This window comes from Colwellia sp. BRX10-1 (genome assembly GCF_014077545.1).
Taxonomy (GTDB): Bacteria; Pseudomonadota; Gammaproteobacteria; order Enterobacterales; family Alteromonadaceae; genus Colwellia_A.
On the sequence record NZ_JACGWC010000013.1, the window covers coordinates 45910 to 66179 of the forward strand.

Annotated in this window: 17 protein-coding genes; 15 read left to right on the forward strand and 2 right to left on the reverse strand. The window is 37.2% G+C overall.

The window, feature by feature from the left end; all coding sequences use genetic code 11:
- Nucleotides 1-147: 147 nt before the first annotated feature.
- The gene (locus H4J75_RS11985; protein WP_182215871.1) at nucleotides 148-1380 is read right to left on the reverse strand and encodes a Xaa-Pro peptidase family protein; all 1233 of its coding nucleotides are present in this window, start codon (nucleotides 1378-1380) and stop codon (nucleotides 148-150) included.
- Nucleotides 1381-1511: 131 nt separating this feature from the next.
- The gene (locus tag H4J75_RS11990; protein WP_182215789.1) at nucleotides 1512-2339 is read right to left on the reverse strand and encodes a tetratricopeptide repeat protein; all 828 of its coding nucleotides are present in this window, start codon (nucleotides 2337-2339) and stop codon (nucleotides 1512-1514) included.
- 220 nt (nucleotides 2340-2559) lie between these two features.
- On the opposite strand from H4J75_RS11990, the gene H4J75_RS11995 reads away from it, so the two are divergent.
- The 15 genes from H4J75_RS11995 (at nucleotide 2560) to H4J75_RS12065 (ending at nucleotide 20100) form a co-directional block, all read left to right on the forward strand.
- Complete coding sequence (locus H4J75_RS11995) at nucleotides 2560-2835, forward strand: lipid asymmetry maintenance protein MlaB (protein WP_182215791.1); 276 nt, start codon at nucleotides 2560-2562, stop codon at nucleotides 2833-2835.
- 78 nt (nucleotides 2836-2913) lie between these two features.
- Nucleotides 2914-3276 carry a response regulator gene (locus tag H4J75_RS12000; RefSeq protein ID WP_070373857.1) on the forward strand — a complete coding sequence of 121 codons (363 nt, stop codon included), beginning with the start codon at nucleotides 2914-2916 and terminating at the stop codon, nucleotides 3274-3276.
- Between the two features lie 5 nt (nucleotides 3277-3281).
- Nucleotides 3282-5402 (forward strand): chemotaxis protein CheA, encoded by a 2121-nt coding sequence (locus H4J75_RS12005; RefSeq protein WP_182215793.1) that lies wholly within the window; start codon nucleotides 3282-3284, stop codon nucleotides 5400-5402.
- Nucleotides 5402-5926, forward strand: coding sequence for a chemotaxis protein CheW (locus H4J75_RS12010; protein WP_182215795.1), 525 nt, complete (start codon nucleotides 5402-5404; stop codon nucleotides 5924-5926). Before H4J75_RS12005 ends, H4J75_RS12010 begins: the two co-directional genes overlap by 1 nt.
- Nucleotides 5927-5941: 15 nt before the next feature.
- Nucleotides 5942-6430 (forward strand): chemotaxis protein CheW, encoded by a 489-nt coding sequence (locus H4J75_RS12015; protein WP_182215796.1) that lies wholly within the window; start codon nucleotides 5942-5944, stop codon nucleotides 6428-6430.
- A 67-nt stretch (nucleotides 6431-6497) separates the two neighbouring features.
- Nucleotides 6498-9191, forward strand: coding sequence for a methyl-accepting chemotaxis protein (locus tag H4J75_RS20405; RefSeq protein WP_310733737.1), 2694 nt, complete (start codon nucleotides 6498-6500; stop codon nucleotides 9189-9191).
- Nucleotides 9192-9203: 12 nt separating this feature from the next.
- A complete protein-coding gene (locus tag H4J75_RS12025; RefSeq protein ID WP_182215798.1) occupies nucleotides 9204-10049 on the forward strand; it encodes a protein-glutamate O-methyltransferase CheR in 846 nt (281 codons plus the stop codon).
- A 28-nt stretch (nucleotides 10050-10077) separates the two neighbouring features.
- Nucleotides 10078-10743, forward strand: a complete 666-nt coding sequence (cheD, locus tag H4J75_RS12030) for a chemoreceptor glutamine deamidase CheD (RefSeq protein ID WP_182215800.1) — start codon at nucleotides 10078-10080, stop codon at nucleotides 10741-10743.
- 270 nt (nucleotides 10744-11013) lie between these two features.
- Nucleotides 11014-12099 carry a chemotaxis response regulator protein-glutamate methylesterase gene (locus H4J75_RS12035; RefSeq protein ID WP_182215802.1) on the forward strand — a complete coding sequence of 362 codons (1086 nt, stop codon included), beginning with the start codon at nucleotides 11014-11016 and terminating at the stop codon, nucleotides 12097-12099.
- Entirely contained in the window at nucleotides 12089-13288 is a 1200-nt protein-coding gene (locus tag H4J75_RS20410) for a methyl-accepting chemotaxis protein (protein WP_182215804.1), read from the forward strand. Before H4J75_RS12035 ends, H4J75_RS20410 begins: the two co-directional genes overlap by 11 nt.
- Before the next feature lie 22 nt (nucleotides 13289-13310).
- On the forward strand, nucleotides 13311-13619 hold the full coding sequence (locus tag H4J75_RS12045; RefSeq protein ID WP_182215806.1) for an STAS domain-containing protein: 309 nt from the start codon (nucleotides 13311-13313) through the stop codon (nucleotides 13617-13619).
- 9 nt (nucleotides 13620-13628) lie between these two features.
- Nucleotides 13629-15356: a SpoIIE family protein phosphatase gene (locus H4J75_RS20415; protein ID WP_310733516.1), complete on the forward strand. Its 1728-nt coding sequence runs from the start codon at nucleotides 13629-13631 to the stop codon at nucleotides 15354-15356.
- Nucleotides 15357-15399: 43 nt separating this feature from the next.
- Nucleotides 15400-16323, forward strand: a complete 924-nt coding sequence (locus H4J75_RS20420; RefSeq protein ID WP_182222257.1) for a diguanylate cyclase — start codon at nucleotides 15400-15402, stop codon at nucleotides 16321-16323.
- A gap of 46 nt (nucleotides 16324-16369) precedes the next feature.
- The gene (locus tag H4J75_RS12060) at nucleotides 16370-17530 is read left to right on the forward strand and encodes a response regulator (RefSeq protein ID WP_182215810.1); all 1161 of its coding nucleotides are present in this window, start codon (nucleotides 16370-16372) and stop codon (nucleotides 17528-17530) included.
- Entirely contained in the window at nucleotides 17527-20100 is a 2574-nt protein-coding gene (locus H4J75_RS12065; protein ID WP_182222258.1) for an ATP-binding protein, read from the forward strand. The genes H4J75_RS12060 and H4J75_RS12065 overlap by 4 nt, the downstream gene beginning before the upstream one ends.
- Nucleotides 20101-20270: the final 170 nt, after the last annotated feature.

A 20270-nucleotide genomic window follows, 5' to 3' on the forward strand; every position in this document is an offset into this window, starting at 1 on the left:
ACCTTCGTTTATAAGTGAGTTAATTCTACTCAATGCTTAAGCATTAGCCAAACAATTATTTGGCTAATGTGAACTAATAACGTGAAATACAAGCGAAAACGTTACAAATTATTAACTGAAAGGATTAACTTTTTTAATTAAAATTAACTAACCCTTCATTAATCCGAACGGGTCATCGATAGAATATGATGGTTCAGTAAACCATTTTGCTCCATGCTCACTCATATAAAAATGATCTTCTAGGCGAACACCAAATTCGTCTGGCACCACTAACATCGGTTCATTAGAGAAACACATACCTACCGACAAGGGGGTTTTATCACTGCGAACTAGATAAGGCCATTCATGAATATCTAAACCTATGCCGTGGCCGGTTCTGTGGGGACAACCCGGTGTTTGATAATCAGGTCCCATTGCTTGGCTGGCTAAATAATCGCGAGCGGCAATATCAACATCACCACAAGGTACGCCAAGTATTGCTGCGTTAAATGCACTTGCTTGGGCATTTTTTTCAATCAACCACATTTGACGCTGACGTGGGTTAGCTTCACCAAAAACATAGGTTCTGGTGATATCTGAATTGTATCCTTCTAACTGACAACCGGTATCAATAAGCACTATATCGTTAATGTCTAAAGTTTTTGGGTTTTTTACCCCGTGTGGAAAAGATGAATCTTCACCAAAGAGCACAATACAAAAGTAAGATCCTGCAGCGGCGCCAACCTTTATGTGGGCTTGATTGATAAAGTCAGTAACTTCTTGCGTACTGATCCCCTGATATAATATTTTAGCGACGGCTTGATGTACTGCCATCGTCATATTTTTAGCCTGTTGTAGCAACGCTATTTCAGCTAACGATTTTTCACTACGACAACCAGCCGTAATTGCTTTTGCATTGATCAGTTGGTAATTGTTTGGGCTACTGTCGGCACATTGTTTAATACCATCAGCAATGAAGAATGCGGTTGACTCGTCAAGCGCAATATTGCCTGAGTCAATCCCCATATTTTTTAAGGTTTCAATAAATAATTGATAAGGATTTTCATGTTCTTGCCAACCATTAACTTTACCTTTAATGGTCATATACTGACGTAAGGTATTGACCTCAAAGAAGGGGGTAATGTATTGAATTTCGCCTTGCTGTGGGATTATTGCCCCAACCATACGTTCACTGGCATACCATTTTGTGCCCGTAAAATAATAGAGGTTAGTGCCAGCATCTAAGTAAGTTGCCTCAATATTATTATCTTTCATTAATTGCTGAGCTTTAGCGATACGTAACTGAAACTCGTTTGAAGAAATAGGCTCAACATCGCCGGTCATATTGTTAAGTTTGGCTAGCTCTGTTTGTGCATCAGAGCCTCCTACACCTATAGTCATTTTTTGTGTCATTAGCGTCCCAAAAGTAATGTATATTATTTCGTTATTATGACATGAATTGTTTATTTTATACAATATACATTGCTAAAGTGGCTATTTTTACATGTTATAAAAGCCAAGTTATCGCGCTATTAATATTTAAGGAATATTGGGTCTGCTGATAGATTAAGTGCCTGTAAGTAAAGCTCAGGGTTATTGTCTTGAAAAAACTTTACCCGAGCAACCGCTTGCGGTAGATCTTGATTTGCCGCATGAATAAGCCAGGCAAGTCCAAGGCCATGATCTTCTTCTGTGCCTTCAGCTAAGAAAAAAGCACGGCCCATCGCGCCCATCGCTTTTGCATGACCAAGCTTTGCCGCTTGTTCAAACAATTGAAACGCTTGTTCAACATCGCCAGACTGTCTTTTTATGAGAGCTTTATCAAACAAGTCGTTATCACTTTCGCTTAAGGGCGAAGTCGTTATGTCGGGCTCATTATTTAACTCATTTTGCCGTTGCTGTTTAAAGGGGTCATCAACAGCTTTGTTATGGTGAGTTTCTAAGTATAAGTCTTCAATAAGCTCGCTGTTTTCATCTTCGTCGTCTGAAAAAATATCTTTAATGTCTATGTCTTTTCTTTTTTCAGTTAACAAACAACTCATCACTGCATCATAGCGACTATTAAGTTGCTCTATGGTTTGTTGTTGTTTACTGATTTGTTTTTTGTAATAGCTTGCATCTTCAGTTAATTGTTTGATATGAGCATTTTGTTGGTCAAGATGTTTTTGATGAGACTGCTTTAAGTTATCAATGTTTGATTGATTAGCGAGATCAATTCTTAATTGTTGGCTATGACTATATTTTTCGAATCGCTCTAATACACCTTGAACACTCTGCTCGTAGTTAGTTTTCATTTTTTCAAACCAACGAAATATTTGGCTGGGCACTTTTTGATTATCTTCTGGCATAGCTGTTCTCAAAACATATCCTTTTTTTAACCATAATAATTGTAAACAGGGAAAGCAATATATTCATTACGAAAGCTCACTTTATTTATGTTTATTTAAAAAAAAAGCAATAAATTTATGCTAAACACCTAAAAAATGGCGGGTTTCTATTAAAATAAACTTGCAGTTAATTTTTTATGGTTTATCTTTATTGCTAAGAATTCTATTTTTATACGAATTTATAAGGGATTAAATGTTCATATTACCGGCTCTGCTAACCATTGCTCAAGTGGATGACTGTAAAAATCAGTTACTCGATGAAATTGCTAAAAATGATGTTATAACTTTTGACGACAGCGCTGTTACCCATATAGATACCGTTGGTGTGCAATTATTATTAGCGGCGGTAACCTACATCGCAGCACAAAATAAAGTACTCAATTGGAATTCTACCTCCCGTGTTATTCAAGAAAGCGTTAAGCAATTAGGGCTTAATGAAGCCATTTTAAATCAATATCTAAATGCTTAGAATCAATTTTTTAGTGAGATATCCTCTAAATATTATTAAGCTTTTGCTGTTTATATTTACCTTAAAAAGGAAATACCTATGACCAAAATTTTGGTTGTTGATGATTCTAACTCTATTCGCGATATGGTTAGTTTTACATTAAAAAGTGCCGGTTATGAAACCGTTGAAGCAAGAGACGGACAAGAAGGTTTGAGCAAAGCTCAGGGTGGGGCGTTTGACTTAGTGATCTCTGACGTAAATATGCCGATTATGGATGGTATTACTTTATGCGAAGAGTTACGTAAGTTACCCCCTTTTAAGTTTACTCCTATTTTGATGCTAACGACCGAAAGTTCTGGTGATATGAAAATGCGTGGCAAAGCAGCTGGTGCTACCGGATGGTTAGTTAAACCTTTTAATCCTGAAAAATTATTAGCAACCATTAAACGGGTTGTTAGGTAGCTATTATGAGCGTAGATCTCACACAGTTTATTCCAAGCTTTTTAGAAGAAAGTTTTGAAGGTCTCGAATTAATGGAGTCGAGCTTGCTAAATTTAGAGCAAGGTGATGATGAAACGATTAATTCAATATTTCGTGCTGCCCATTCCATTAAAGGAGGTGCTGGTACTTTTGGCTTTAATCATGTCACAGAGTTCACCCACTTGGTTGAAACACTTCTTGATGAAATGCGTGATGGCAGGCGTAATATTGAACAAGATGACGTTGAATTATTATTAGAGTCTGTTGACTGTATGCGCTTGTTAATTGAGGCAATAAGAGATGAACAAGAGTGTGATAGTGAAAAAATAGCTGAAAACTCAACGCGCTTAGAGGAAACATTAGCCTCAAGTGGCAATGGGAATACTGAAGCACTACTTATAAATGTTGATGACACCACAGACAATAACAATGATATAACAAGGTGGCAGATAAAATTTATACCAGAGCATCATTTAGTGCAAACCGGTAATGATCCTCTACTCCTCTTTAATGCCTTGGCTGATTTAGGAGAAATTTCTTTAGTGGCTGATGCTAAAGACCTACCAGCATTAAGTGATATTGATGCCGAAGAACTCTATTTAAGTTGGCAGTTAACATTGTGCTCAAATGCCAGTGAAGCGGATATAAAAGAAGTCTTTGAATGGGTTGAAGATGAATGTGAATTAATTATTACCAAAGAAGATCACATCCCAGAAGTCAACGTTGAAGAGGTGATTGAAGCCAATACCCTTGACGAGTCAAGCCAAGATGAAGCGGCTAATATAACAACGCCAATCGAAGACAGCTTTCCTGAGCCTACGCCAAAAAACACCCCAGATAAGCCGGCAGGTAAGTCTAAAAATGATCTCGGCTCTATTCGAGTCGGTGTTGATAAAGTTGACAGTTTAATTAACCTGGTTGGTGAATTAGTAATTACTCAATCTATGCTGTCTGAGTTAGGCAATGATTTTGACTTATCAAAAGTTGAGCGCCTAAATGCGGGGTTGGAGCAGTTACTGCAAAATACTAAAGAATTACAAGAAAGTGTTATGCGAATTCGCATGCTACCGATTAGTTTCGTTTTTAATCGTTTTCCAAGGTTAGTACATGACCTGTCTAAAAAAACAGGAAAAGAAATTGAGCTTATTCTTAAAGGTGAGCAAACAGAACTCGATAAAACTGTTATGGAACAAATTGGCGATCCGCTGGTACATTTAGTGCGTAATGCCGTTGATCATGGTATTGAGTCTGCACAAGTTAGACTCGCTAATGGTAAGCCTGAAAAGGGTTCTATTGTGCTTAATGCCTTTCATCAAGGTGGCAGTATTTGTATTGAAATTAGTGATGATGGTGGCGGCATTGACCGCCAAGCTGTTTTTAATAAGGCACTTGAAAAAGGCCTCGTTGATGAAAAAACCACCTTGTCTGATAGCCAAGTTTTTGATTTACTTTTTGAACCTGGATTTTCTACTGCTAAAGAAGTCAGTGATATTTCTGGTCGTGGCGTCGGTATGGATGTGGTAAAAAAGAATATTCAATCATTAGGTGGACGAATACAAGTCGAGTCTGAACAAGGCAAGGGGAGTACCTTTCGGGTAAACCTACCCCTTACCTTAGCGATACTTGATGGTCAGTTAGTTCGGGTGGGTAAGGAAGTTTATATCATTCCTTTAATTACTATTGTTGAATCTCTGCAGCCACAAAAAGAGCTTATTAATCGTGTTTCAGGTGACATGCTGCTTTATCGACTCAGGGAAGATAATGTACCGGTTATCCCTATTTATCAGTTATTTAATATTCCTTGTGAATTTGAACATATCGAAAGTTGTTTGTTGGTTGTGGTTGAAGCAGACGGACAAAAAATTGGTTTAATGGTTGATGATTTACTTGCCCAGCAGCAAGTCGTCATTAAGAGCTTAAATGATAATTATCAACAAGTTCAAGGTGTCTCAGGAGCCACTATTTTGGGTGACGGTTCTGTGGCTATGATTCTTGATGTACCAGGTATTATTGAAATGGCGTTAACAAAAGCACAAATAAATCAACACCACCAGTCAAGTGTTCAATCTCAAATTACCCAGTCAATATCGACAGGAGTGAACACTTAATGGATATTCAAATGTTAGCAGCAGAGGTGCCAGTTGAGGGAGAGTATTCCTTAGAGGGCATCGACTTTATAACCAGTGGTGACCAATACCTCACTTTTTTATTAGCCGATGAACAATATGCGGTTGATATTTTATGTGTCGAAGAAATACGTAGTTGGGAAAACCCAACCCGCATCCCTAATTCACCTTGTTATATTAAAGGGGTTATAAATATGCGCGGTATTATTGTACCGATAGTTGATCTACGAATGAAATTTAATATCGGTAGTGCTATTTATTGTGAAACAACGGTAGTGATTGTTTTAACTGTGGAAACCGAAGACAAAACGCGCACTATAGGTTTTGTGGTTGACGCCGTCTCAGATGTGCTCAATGTAGAAGCTAGCGATATAAAACCTGCCCCAGCATTTGGTGGCTATGTACCACAAAATTACTTACAAGGTTTAGTAAATGTTGGCGAAAATGTTGTCATTTTACTCAATGTTAACGTTTTACAAGAAATTGAAAAACATCAGTTAATATAAATAAAGGAAGATACCATGGAACAAGAGCAAGAATATCTCACCTTTATGTTAAATGGCGAAGAGTATGGTGTTGATATTTTATGCGTACAAGAAATACGCGTGTGGAGTTCAGTTACTGAGTTACCGAACAAGCCAAATTATATCAAAGGGGTCATTAACTTACGTGGCATTATTGTACCTATCATAGATTTACGCCAACGTTTTGGTCAACAACCGCTCGTATATAATGAGCAAACAGTGACCATTATTTTACGAAAGCCAAATAGTCAAAAAAACATGGTAGTCGGTATTGTGGTCGACGCCGTGTCAGAAGTGTACAAGTTTGACAAAAAATCAATACGGGTCCCTCCTACTTTTGGTAATAAAATAGATCGTTGTTTTTTACAGGGCTTAGTGTCAATTGACGACAGGCTTATTATTTTACTTGATAGTCATAGTTTATTAGATCAGGACGAACTCTACGACGTAGACAATCACCTAAAAAGTTCACAGCAAAACACATAGAAAGCAGCGTTAATTGTTGATAGTTATTGAATAAACGACAATCTCAATAAATAAGAGCATTAATATAATGACAGGTAAACAGATCAATTTAGTTCAGCAAAGTTGGCAAAAAATACTGACACTTTCACCCAATGTTGGCGATTTGTTTTATCAACAATTATTTGTATTACGACCGGAATTAGCAGCATTATTAAAAAATGATAAGCAAGATAAAATCCGGGCTAATAAAGACTTTATCTGTTTATTAAGCCATGAAATAAATTTATTACAGCCAATTGAACTGACTAAAGAAAAAATTAATACATCAGTCACTATTAATGATGTTAAAAATTATCAAGCAGATGTTGAAAATGCCTTGTTGCTAGCATTAACAATGATACTAGATAAAGAGTTAAAAATTGCGCTCAAAAGAGCTTGGATCTCGACAATTAAACGTTTAGTAGGAAGCATTGTTATTGAGTTAGTGCTTAATTCTATAAAAATAAAAGATAACATTCAATCGATAGGGAAGAATACTACCATGGGTAAAGATACCGAAATTTCAGTTGAGCAGGCTAAAGAATTGCAATTTGCAGACATGTTAGCTCAGATAGAAGCGCTGAATAAAGTTCAAGCGCTAATTGAGTTTAATATGGACGGTACTATTATTACCGCCAATGAAAACTTCTTATCGACCTTAGGTTATAGCTTAGAAGAAGTGCAAGGTAAGCATCACAGTATGTTTGTCGAACATAGTTTTAAAATAAGTGAAGAATATCAAAATTTTTGGGAAAGCTTGAATCGTGGTGAGTTTGAATCAAAAACTTATAAACGCATTGCTAAAGGCGGCAGAGAAGTTTGGATACAGGCGTCTTATACCCCTATTCTTAATACAGAGGGTGTTCCTTATAAAGTGATGAAATTTGCAACGGACATTACTGAACAAAAATTAGCCAACGCAAACTTTTTAGGTCAGATCGAAGCGATAAGTAAAGCGCAAGCTGTGATTGAATTTAATATGGACGGCACAATTATCACCGCGAATGAAAACTTTTTATCAACGCTCGGCTATACCCTAGAAGAAGTAAAAGGCCAGCATCACAGCATGTTTATTGAGCCAGAGCTCAAAGGGAGTGTTGAATATAAACTCTTTTGGGAAAGCTTAAATCGCGGTGAATACGACTCAAAAGAATATAAACGCATCGGTAAAGGTGGTAAAGAAGTTTGGATACAAGCTTCTTACAATCCTATATTAGACTTAAATGATAAACCTTTTAAAGTGGTGAAATTCGCCTCAGATGTCACCAAACAAAAATTAATAAGTGCTGATTATTCTGGACAAATTGCCGCGATAAGCAAATCTCAAGCGGTGATTGAATTTAATATGGACGGTACTATTATTACCGCCAATGACAATTTTTTATCGGCGTTAGGTTATACACTTAGTGAAATACAGGGGCAACACCATAGCTTATTTGTTGAGCCTGCTCATAAGTCGACTATTGAATATCAACAATTTTGGCAAAAACTGAATCGCGGTGAATTCGACAGTGGCGAATATTTACGCATAGGCAAAGGCGGAAAAGAAGTTTGGATTCAAGCGTCTTACAACCCTATTTTAGATTTAAATGGCAAGACCATGAAAGTCGTTAAATATGCCGCAGATATCACCGGAAGAAAGCAAGCTATTGCTCAAATTAAAGAAACGTTAATGACCTTATCCGACGGTGATTTAACGCAATACATTGAAACAGAGTTGGTAGGTGAATTTAATATTATTGGCACTTCTATTAATGAATTTATTGATGTATTGAGTAATATGGTTGGTGATATTCGCAGCGCGTCAACCAATGTTTTTGATTCGGCTCGTGAACTTGCTGAAGGAAACAATGAACTTAGCCACAGAACAGAATCTCAAGCCTCTAGCCTTGAAGAAACAGCTTCTGCTATGGAAGAACTAACCAGTACTGTGCAGCAAAATGCAGAGAATGCATCTGAAGCGAGTAAGTTGTCAGCTTCGGTCATGGACAAAGCAACTAATGGTGGCGCAGTAGTAAAAAATGCTATCACGGCGATGAGTGATATTAATAAGTCGAGTAAAAAAATAGCTGACATTATTAGTGTTATTGATGAAATTGCCTTTCAAACCAACTTGTTGGCCTTAAATGCTGCAGTTGAAGCGGCAAGAGCGGGTGAACAAGGTCGTGGTTTTGCGGTGGTTGCTGCAGAAGTTCGCAACTTAGCGCAACGTTCAGCCGGTGCTGCTAAAGAGATTAAAGGTTTAATAAACGACAGTGTTGAAGCGGTAGGTCAAGGGACTAAGTTAGTTGATGAAACCGGTCAAACTTTTACTGAATTGGTTAATGCTATTGAAGAAGTCAGTAAAATGATCAGCGATATTGACAGTGCGGGTAAAGAGCAATCGGCCGGTATTGGCGAAGTCAGTGCAGCCGTTAGCCAAATGGACGAAATGACTCAACAAAATGCTGCATTAGTCGAAGAAGCGGCAGCGTCGAGTAAGTCAATGGAAGAACAGTCACAAGCACTCCTTGATCAAGTTGCCTTCTTTAATAATGGCGAAGATGATGAACAAGAGATTCAAACCCCCGTTCGTCGCTCACAACAAACAAGTAGAAGACCAGCAAGTAGACAGCCCGCGAGTAGACAACCTGCAAGTAGACAACCAACAAGAGCCGCGAGCAGACAACCAACCAGACCAGCGCCCAGAGCAAGGGTGACTAGAACCAAAACTGAATCTGATCAAGAGTGGGAAGAGTTCTAGGGCAAACTATTAATGACAGAGCGTGATAAAGCGTTTCAATTAAGTGGCGATAACTTTGATTATCTTTGTCAATTTGTTTATGACACAGCTGGTATTGTACTCAATGCCAGTAAAAAAGAGATGGTGTACCGTCGTCTTACTCGTATTATTCGTGAGCGTAAACTTCCCTCCTTTACGGCTTATTGCAACTTATTAAAGGCAGATACAGAAAAAGAGCAAGATTACTTTATCAATGCGATTACCACGAATTTAACCAGTTTTTTTCGTGAGCAACATCATTTTGATTATATGACGCAAGATGAACTACCTAAATTACTCGGTAATCGCCTATCGCATGATAAACGTCTGAGAATTTGGTCGTCTGCAAGCTCCACTGGAGAAGAACCTTACAGTATTGCTATTACGGTGCTCGAAGCAATGAAAAGCCAATTAAGTCAATGGGATGTAAAAATATTAGCAACAGATATTGACAGTAATGTGTTAGCTGTTGCTAAAGAAGGGACTTATGATGAACGCCGCATAGAAGATGTTCCCAGGAAGTTTAAGGAAAAATATTTTACCAAAGGCATTGGCATTAACGAAAGTAAAGTAAAGGTAGGTAAACAGTTACAAGCACTTATTACCTTTAAAAAATTGAATCTATTACATGAATGGCCAATGAAAGGGCCATTTGACATCATTTTTTGTCGAAATGTGATTATATATTTTGACAAAAAAACGCAGCAAGAATTATTTGCCCGGTATTATGAAATGTTAGCACCAGGCGGTTTGCTTATTTTAGGGCATAGTGAAAATTTAGGTCAATATCAACAACATTTTGAAAGTGTCGGACGTACCATTTTTAGAAAAGCATTTTAGCCGTTCTATAATAAGTGAACAAATAATCATGGTTTTAAATCGACAAGATAATATTTATGTTAAGCAATGCTTAAAACAATGTTTAGCAGAGTTTGCCCATATAAATCATTACTGGGATGCAAAAAGACAACAAGTTATCGCTAAAATTCTTCCGGGTGAGTTTTATATGACTCGAGAAAATGTTGCTATAGCGACCACGTTAGGGTCTTGTATTTCAGCCTGTATTTGGGATGAACATAGCGGAATAGGTGGCATGAATCATTTTATGCTGCCGCTAACCGATAAAGAAGCCCATGAAGTTGATTGGGGACAACGTGGTATGGCATCTGATGCAACGCGTTATGGCAACTTTGCAATGGAACACCTCATTAATATGATATTGAAAAATGGTGGTCGAAAAGTAAATTTACGCGCTAAGGTATTTGGTGGCGGTAAAGTCTTAAAACATATGTCTGATATTGGCGAAAGAAATATTAGCTTTGTGATGAAATATCTTGCAGATGAAGGGATACCCGTTGAAGGTTCAGATTTAGGTTCTTTTTTTCCTCGCAAAATTTTGTTTGAACCGCTAAGTGGCCGAGCTTTTGTTAAAACGATTGATAATTTACATAATGATACTATTGCGCGCCGTGAAAGTGCTTACAGAAACCGTATAGACCAAACACCTGTAGAAGGTGATGTAGAATTATTTTAGTGATTATTAAAATCCATATAAACCAAGCACATGCTGAGCTTGTGACGTAGAATTATTTTATTGATAACAATTAACCAATGAAAGTGTTGAATATTAAAACCGTATAGACCAAACACCTGTAGAGGGTGATGTAGAATTATTTTAGCGATAATAATCAACCGATGAAAGTGTTGAATAGTAAAACCGTATAGACCAAACACCTGTAGAAGGTGAAGTAGAATTTTCTTAGCGCTATTTATTAGCCACTATCGAGCTTAGGATGTTAGTTATATGAAGCCAATTAAAGTATTAATTATTGACGATTCCTCGGTTATTCGAGCGGTTGTTAATGAGGTTTTAAAAGATGATCCTGAAATTGAAGTAGTTGGCGAAGCTAAAGACCCTATGATCGCTCGAGAGCAAATCAAAAAGCTAAATCCTGACGTACTGACTTTAGATATTGAAATGCCAAAGATGGATGGTATTACCTTTTTGAAAAACTTAATGCGACTGCATCCTATGCCGGTAGTGATGCTATCAACATTAACGACTAAAGGGGCTGATATCACCCTACAAGCTTTAGAAATAGGAGCTGTTGATTTTATTGCAAAACCTAGTTTTGAAGCCTTGATTGCTAATAAGTCTACCTTTCAAGAGACTTTATTGAGAAAAATAAAATTTGCCGCAATGGTTGATAATAAAAATTTTCGACTTAACAGCACGTTATCAAAACCTCTAGCGACTGGTCTACTACCCTTTAAAGGTTGCCAGCGCTCGAATCATTTAGTGGCTATTGGCGCTTCAACAGGAGGCACTGAAGCAATTAAAGCGATTATTACCGCTTTGCCAAGTAATTCTCCAGCTGTGGTTATCACCTTACATATTCCAAAAACATTCAGTGCGAGATATGCACAACGGATGAACGAAATTTGTGCCGTTGATGTGCAAGAAGCAAGGCATGGCCAAAAGATTAAAGCGGGTAATGTTTATATTGCGCCAGGTAATCTTCATCTAAAAGTAGAAAGTAAAGGTGGAGCACTTTTTTGTATTTTAGAAGACTCACCTGATGTTAACCGCCACAAGCCTGCCGTTGACATTTTGTTTAATTCCTTACTACCACTTGCTAACAATGTTCAAGCGGTATTATTAACCGGCATGGGACAAGATGGAGCCAAAGGTTTATTAAATTTAAAAAATGCTGGCGCTATGACTATTATCCAAGATAAGGCAAGTAGTTTAATTTGGGGTATGCCAGGCAGTGCTCATGCATTAAATGCTCAGGTAAAAGAGTGCTCATTAGTTAATATACCTAAGGAAATTTTAGCTCATGCTGCACTGGCTCGACAGAGTAAAAAAGAGGTGTTTTATGAAAAATAAAGCCATGCTGTTATTAAAGACTGGGCTGGTGATTGTTGGCGTAATACTGATGGACCTTTTATTTTTTCAACTGAGTTACTTATCAATTACGCTGACATTATTACTGTCGTTTGTCTTGATTATCTTATATAAAAATAATCATGCTTTGCTAACATTATCTAGTGCAAGTGATGTTGAGGGGCGCAATGGGCTTAATGTAAACAACAATGAAAAAGAAATAAAAATAACCCTGACAAAAATTGTTAGCTTACTTAGCCAGCAAATAGCCATCGTTGATACAGAAGTTGACCGGGCCAGTATCTTAATTCAAGAGGCTACGACTGGGATTGCAGATAGTTTCAAGTCTTTAAAAAGCTTAACGGATGAACAACAAGTCATGCTTAATGTTGCTATTGGTAATCATCGAGGTGCTGTTGATGAAAACGGTACCACGATAGAGTCTTTTGTTCACGACTCCAGTGAGACTTTAGATGATTTTTTACAGGTGATTATGACCACTAGCAAGCAAAGTTTAGCCGCCGTGTCATTTAGCGATGAAATGAGTAAACAGCTCGACGGTATTTTTAGCTTATTGGGACAAGTAGAAAGTTTAGCGAGCCAAACTAATTTATTAGCCCTTAATGCCGCTATAGAAGCAGCGAGAGCCGGAGATGCCGGTAGAGGTTTTGCTGTAGTGGCCAATGAAGTCAGGGCGTTATCAGTTAATTCTACCGAGCTCAATGATAATATTCGTGAAGAAATATCATTGGCACAAATTATCATTGAAAAGCTAAGAAACTCAATTCAAGTTATGGCTTCAGCTGATATGACCGCAACACTTGAGGCTAAAAGTCGAGTCAGTCTTATGGTTGAGCATGTGGGTGAATCTTCTTCACAAACCAATGCCATTGTTGAAGAGCTTGCTGGATTATCACCAAAAATTGCTGAAACAGTCGCTACAGGCATTCGCTCGCTACAATTTGAAGACTTAACGTGTCAAGCCCTTGCAACCCTTAAACATAATACTGAAACTATTACGGCTCTCAATCAAGTTTTAATGGAATTTGAAATCAATAATAGTAATACTCCACAAGCATTACAAAAATTACAGCATCAATGTCAATCGCTTATCGAACAATCTCATCATCAAAATGAGCAGCGCAGCGTATCTCAGTCATCTATGGATGAGGGTGTTGTTGAGTTGTTTTAATTATAAATTATTAGGAACGACTATGAATGTTATAAAGCAAGTATCAGAAGATAAAAAAAATATAGAAATTAGTATTGAAGGTCGGTTTGATTTCTCACTGCATCAACACTTTCGAGATGCCTATATTAACTGTAAAGAAAAAAACTCGATGTTTACTATCTGTTTATCAAAAGCGACTTATATGGATAGCTCTGCTTTAGGCATGATTTTATTACTTAAAGATCATGCTGAAAACTATTCAGGAAAAGTTGTGATTAGTAAGCCAAGCGATTCAGTGAATAAAATTTTAGAAATCGCGCAATTTCACCGTTTACTCACCATAGAATTATAGGTTATAGCCGTGTTAGCTGGAAAAAATGATGTTAAATTAGCTTTAGTTGTTGACGACTCTGCCATGCAATGCAAAGTCTTAAGCGTCTTATTAAAAGAGCAAGGTTATCGTGTTTTTACAGCTAATGATGGTGCTCGTGGCGTGGCAATGTATGTTAAATATAAGCCTGACTTAGTGTTAATGGACATTAATATGCCCATTATGAACGGCTATGAAGCAGCAAGAGAAATTAAAAGTTTATCGCAAGATAATAGCTTGTGCCCACTGATTTTTATTACCAGTATGGATACAGATGAAGCCTTTATTGAGTGTGTTGATGCTGGCGGTGACGGTATATTGGTCAGGCCGTTTTCACCCAAAGTTTTTAAAGCTAAAATAAAGTCAATCCAACGAATCAGTGATTTATACGCACAAGTTAAGATTTTACAACAAGAACAACAAAAAGATGCCGAGCTTGCTGAACAGTTAATGTCGGGCGTTATTGAGGCAAGAAACTTCTCGCTTGACCGCATTGGCATTATTAAAAAACCCGCCGCGTTATTTAGTGGTGATATACAACTAACGGCTTTATCTCCTAATGGTGACGTTAATGTTATGTTGGGAGATTTTACTGGCCATGGACTGCGTTCATCTATTGGTGCTATTCCCTTAGCGGAAACCTTTAGAGCAATGACCAAAAAAGGTTTTTTGTTATTTGAAATTATTAATCAAATTAATCATCAACTTTATGATTTACTGCCTGCAGATTTATTTCTTGCGGCGGGGTTTGCCAGTATCTCTAGCCATGATAAATCTGTTTATGTTTTTAATGCGGGCTTACCCGATGCTTACTTGTTTTCTGAACAAGGAAAAATAAAACATCAAATATCGTCAAGTCACCCACCGATAGGTGTGCTTCCAAAGCTTTTACCCGATAGTAAATTAACCGTATTTGGTATTGAAGAAACCGATCGGATGATCTTAATCAGTGATGGTATTGTCGAGGCGAGAAATGAACACGGGGAAATGTTTGATTTTGACCGATTCGAACAGGCGGCAAAGCATGGCGTAATCACGCATAAGGTTAGTGAATGTGTGCTTAACGCGGTTAATGACTTTTGCCAAGCTATGCCACAAGAAGATGATATTTCATTGATTGACATTCCTTGCGGAGGTTGGGAGCACGTGCTGGTCGCCAGTCATGGCATTACCAATATTTCAGCTAAGCAACTTGACGATATCTATTTGGCAACAGAGCCAGCATGGCACTGGCAACTAACCTTAAGTGGTAAGCGCTTAGCCTCTATAAACCCAATTCCTATGGCTATGAATCAAATAAATGATATAGAAGGTCATGCAGAGCATTGGCAAAGTTTATACAGCATACTCACTGAGTTATTTATTAATTCACTTGACCATGGTGTCTTAGGCTTAAGCTCTAAGTTAAAAGCCAGTGCAGATGGTTTCTCTCAATATTATAAAGAACGAGAATTGCGTTTGAAAAATTTAGCGCATGGCTTTATCGAATTACAAATATGCCATTACCCCTTTCCAAATGGCGGTCGAATTATGATTAAAATACAAGATAGTGGGCAAGGATTTGATATAAAAAAATACTATGAGCAACGAGTGAACAAGCCAGCAAATAAACTCGAGCTTAGCGGTCGTGGTATTGAGTTAGTTGAGCAGCTGTGTGACAGCTTAGACTTCCAAGATAATGGTAATGTTGTCGAAGCATCATATGTTTGGGCATCGTAAACATCAATATTTTAATTTATGGCCCATGTAATAAGGCATTAATGTGAACATTTTAGTTGTGGATGATAATAAGTTTATCAGAGAAGTTGTTAGTGCGATGATCATTGACAGCGGCCATATTGCCGTCGTTGCTAATGGTCATGTGCAGGCGATGGCAGCATTAAAGAAAGAAAACATTGATTTAGTGCTTATGGATATAGAAATGCCCGAGGTTGACGGTTTTGCGCTAACAAAAATGATAAGAAAAGAATACCCCAAATGGTTCCCTATTATCTTTCTTAGCTCCAACGACAGCGAAGAGTATTTAACTCAAGGTATTGATGCGGGTGCTGACGATTACTTAACAAAGCCGATAAAACAAGTGATTTTGAGCGCAAAATTAAGAGCGATGGAACGTATTACCAAAATGAAAGGAGCGCTTGAACGCGCCAATAAACAACTAGAAATACTCAGTAGTATTGACCCGCTAACGCAGATACTTAACCGAAGAGGGTTAGAAGAAGTCCTCGCTAGTGCTTGGCAAATTAATGAGCGACAACAAGGGGAATTATCAATATTGATGATAGATATTGACTTTTTTAAGCCTTATAACGATAACTATGGTCACCCACAAGGCGATAAGTGTTTAGTTCAGGTTGCTAATACGCTTAATGAAACGCTTAATCGAGCCACTGACTCATTAGCTCGTTATGGGGGAGAGGAATTTATTGTTGTGTTGCCTTTTACGCCAGTCGAGGGCGCTAGATTTAAAGCAAAAGAATTAAGCTTAGCGCTATTAAGCCAAAAAATAAAACACGAATATTCATCAATATTTCCTTATGTGACGGTAAGTATTGGTATTGCAACAACAAGCGCTGCCGATCACGTAGCCAATGCAAGTGAATTAATAAAACAAGCTGATATCGCTTTATATCAAGCAAAAGACCAAGGGCGTAATCGTTCTAGTGTTTTTCAAAAAAGTGCTTAACAACTGCCTTTACTAAGGTTGAAATCTCATAAAAAAAGGAATTATTATGCCTAAACCCCGTTTGTTAATTATTGATGATGACAAAGATTACCTTGAACTGCTTCATGAAGCATTAACCGAAAGTTTTGAAGTAACGTGCGCGACTAATATTAAAGATGCGGATAAGTTAGTCAGCGACAATCAACTTTTTGACATCGCCTTAGTTGATGAAAATATTGGCGAAGACAAAGGGTCACAATGGATAAAACGTAACGTTGAACAACATACCGTCGCAACCTCTTTTGTCTTGTATTCTGGCCTAGCCACCGAAGATGCTGTACTTAAAGGTTTAGAGTGTGGTGCCGATGATTTCCTTGCAAAACCTATTTCTTTATTAGCTTTGGATAAAAAGCTAAAAAAACTTATTTCTTATCAAGATAAAATTCATAGCTTTGAAACAGAAATTAGTTCAAAAGATCGAGTTATTAATATTTCAATGGCACAAGCGGCTAAATATGGCAGCTGTATGCAGCTAACATCTCGACTTAATCATTGTTTTACTTTAGAAAAAATTAGAGATGAAGTGTTTTCATTTCTTTATACAATGAACTTAGATGGCTGTATTGCTTTTTACCCGATCAATGAAAAATCACTTTTCTTTAGTTCTAAAAATGGCTTTTGTTCTCCGGTAGAAATCGATGTAATGAAACTGTTAAGGGTTAAACCTCGCTTATATCGCTTTAGTTCTAGAACTATTTTTAACCACCCACTGTGCTCAATCCTTATTTTAAATTTAGTAGATGGCGCTATTGATACTGATATATATATTGATGCACTCGCCTCTGTTATTGAATGCATCGGTGCTCGTATTGCTTTTATTACCTATAAAAATTCACTGGTGCAAGTACAAAGTAAAATTCAGCAAGCTGTTTCTACTACCAAAAATATGATTGCCATATCTAAGCACCATCAACAGGAAGTGATGAATGAGATAGTCACTAACATAGGTATGAGCTTCCATGTCCTAGAGATGTCAGATGAACAAGAACAATATCTGACCAACTTGGTTCATGGTGCTTTAAAAAAACACTCACAAGATGATATAAATTTTCTTGAAGTTACCGATTTACTTGATGGCGCCTTAGCCAGTGTTGATGAACTTGAAGTCCTTAATCAACAACAAGAAGAGGAAGTAGTTGATTTTGATGATGAAGATGAACTATTTTGAACGCTACCTCTAACGATTTAACGGTATCGATCAATAGTATTCCTTTTTCGGTTATTCAATTAGATCATCAAGGGATTATTACCGGTTGTAATCGTTGGGCAGAAAGTTTTTCTGGTTATTGTTTAGCAGAAATTAAAGGGCAACCGCTAGAAATGCTCTTGCCCAAGGAATTTGCTAATTCGCATCTAAAGTTTTGTCATAACTTCCAACGTGGATCAGGTGTTAGAGATGTTGTCTTATTGAGTAAATCAGATGAGATGCTCAATTGTACAATAAAAACAAGTGAAGTTGCTGGCGGTTATACCGTCTACCTTTCGGATTCATTGTTAAACGATAGCTCTGACGATAAAACGATTAATGAGCGGGAAAAGCTAGCAGAAAAAATAGAATCTGCAGCGTTATCAAAACACACCCATAAAATATTAAACACCATAGAAGAAGCTTTTTGGGAGTGGAATATTATTGAAGGAACGCTACTTTATTCCGCACAATTTATGGCTATGTTGGATTATTCTGCAGAAGCATTCTTAGGCCCACTTTCTTTTGGTCAAAAATGGTTAAAAGAAGAAGATTTAGCCCGCCTTAACCAAGAAGCCAAAGCGCATTGTCTTGGTGAAATACCCAGTATAAATTTAACGCTGTCAATGACTACAGAGCAAGGTGCTACGAAGTGGGTAACTGTTTTTGGTAAAATTATCGAATACAGGGCAGAGCGTGCTTATAAAATGTTTGGCTCAGTTAAAGATATCACCGCGCAACATCAATTAGTCGAAAAGCTAAAAGAAAGAAATAATTATCTGTTGCTAGCGGAAAGTTTAAATAAATCAGGGCATTGGCGTCTAGATTGTATTGATAATACCTTATATTGGTCAACTGAGCTTTATAAAATTCATGGTGTAGACGCCACTAATTACCAACCAAAGGTAGTTTCGGCCTTAGACTTTTACCTGGTAGAAGAACAGGTTAAGGTACGAAATTATTTAGATAATGCCATTGTTAATAAACAAGGCTTCTACTTTAAAAGTGCTATAAGAAATAAACAGGGCAATAAAGTGAAAGTGGAGTGTTTTGGTGAGGTTGAACTCAATACTGCGGGTGACGTTGTTGGTGTTTTCGGCGTATTTAAAGATATTAGCCAATCAGAAACTATTTTTGAAAAATTAAAACTGCTCGCTATGGTCAATTATACAATAAAGGTACCGGTTTTCTTTATTGATGACAAAGATAATGTCGTTTATCAAGATCTAACACCAAAAACTGCCCACAGTAGCGCCGTGCTTTTTAATTATATTAATTTCAGTATTACCGACTATCTTGCGTTTAAACGAAAAGCAAAAAAGTGTGGTCAACTTAAAGAAACTCATATTAGTTTTGATCAATACAATAGTGTTTTTGATTTATCGGTAACCTATGAAGCCGATGAAGGAATATTTATTTGGATTGTTGAAAACGTTACTGAGCAATTTCGTAAAGACCAACAACAACTTATTAGTAATCGACTCGCTTTACTGGGTAATACTTTTGGCAATGTTTCACATGACATCAATAATGTACTGGGCGTCGCTTTAGGCGCTACCGAAATGTTAGAGATTAAGTTCGCCCAAGGTGAACGTGATATTTCAAGGTATATTGAGCGGGTCAAGAATGCGATAGATAAAGGTAAAAGCGTTACCGAGCGTTTATTAGCTTTTACGCGTAAACCTACCATCAAAGTGGTTCGGTTTGACCCGATACAGGATATTATTGATAACCAATATCTTTTTAAGCAATTGTTACTTCCTACCATAGACTTTAGCATTCATACCAATGAACTATGCTGTAAAATAAAGTTTCCTCAAGGTGAATTTATTAATATATTGCTTAACTTAGTGTTAAATTCTCAGGATGCGATCCGCGAAAGAGGCTTAATTGGACAGATAGAAATATCAGCCAACATTAATGAACAGCAAAATTTAGAAATTCATGTCAAAGATAGTGGTGTGGGTATTGAGCAAGGTAATTTGACTAAAGTGTTTGATCCCTTTTACAGCAGTAAATCAGTTAATAAGGGCAACGGTATTGGATTAGCTAATGTTTATAGCACAATATATAAGCATAATGGTCATATACGAGTTTCAGGACATGGCAGTTTGGGTGGGGCGCACTTTACCTTAGTCTTTAAGTGCCAGATTTTAAAAAATCCCCCAAAGAAAAGTCCCTTAACGCTTAAAAGCCAATTAAATATAAAGGGAAAGCGCGTACTTATTTTAGATGATGAGATAAGTATTGCTGAGTTTGTTTCCTTGTATTTAGAAAACGAAGGCGTTAAAACTGAACATACCAACAATAAAATGGGTTTAATGAACATTTTAGCGACTGAGCAACCTTTTGATATTTTTATTACCGATATGATATTACCCGATATTTCAGGTCGAGAGGCTGTGGAATTAGTGAAAGCAAAGTTTCCTAATATTCGAATCTTTTCAATTAGTGGTTATATTGCTGAGGAAGATAAACAATGGCATTACCCCGTTTTAAGAAAACCGTTTAATTCAAAAGAATTGGCCAGCTTTTTAATTGAAAATAATTAAATTACAGCTCGAATATATATGATAATTGTTAGCCGCTGAGCAAGTTATTATTACTAATTTGGTGATGTTTTATCGGTAAATGCTCAGTAATATCCTAAGGTTTAGTTATCAGTGTTATTGTTGTTGATCTACCACAATTGCATATAAGCGTTGGTTCTAGTATGTTATTT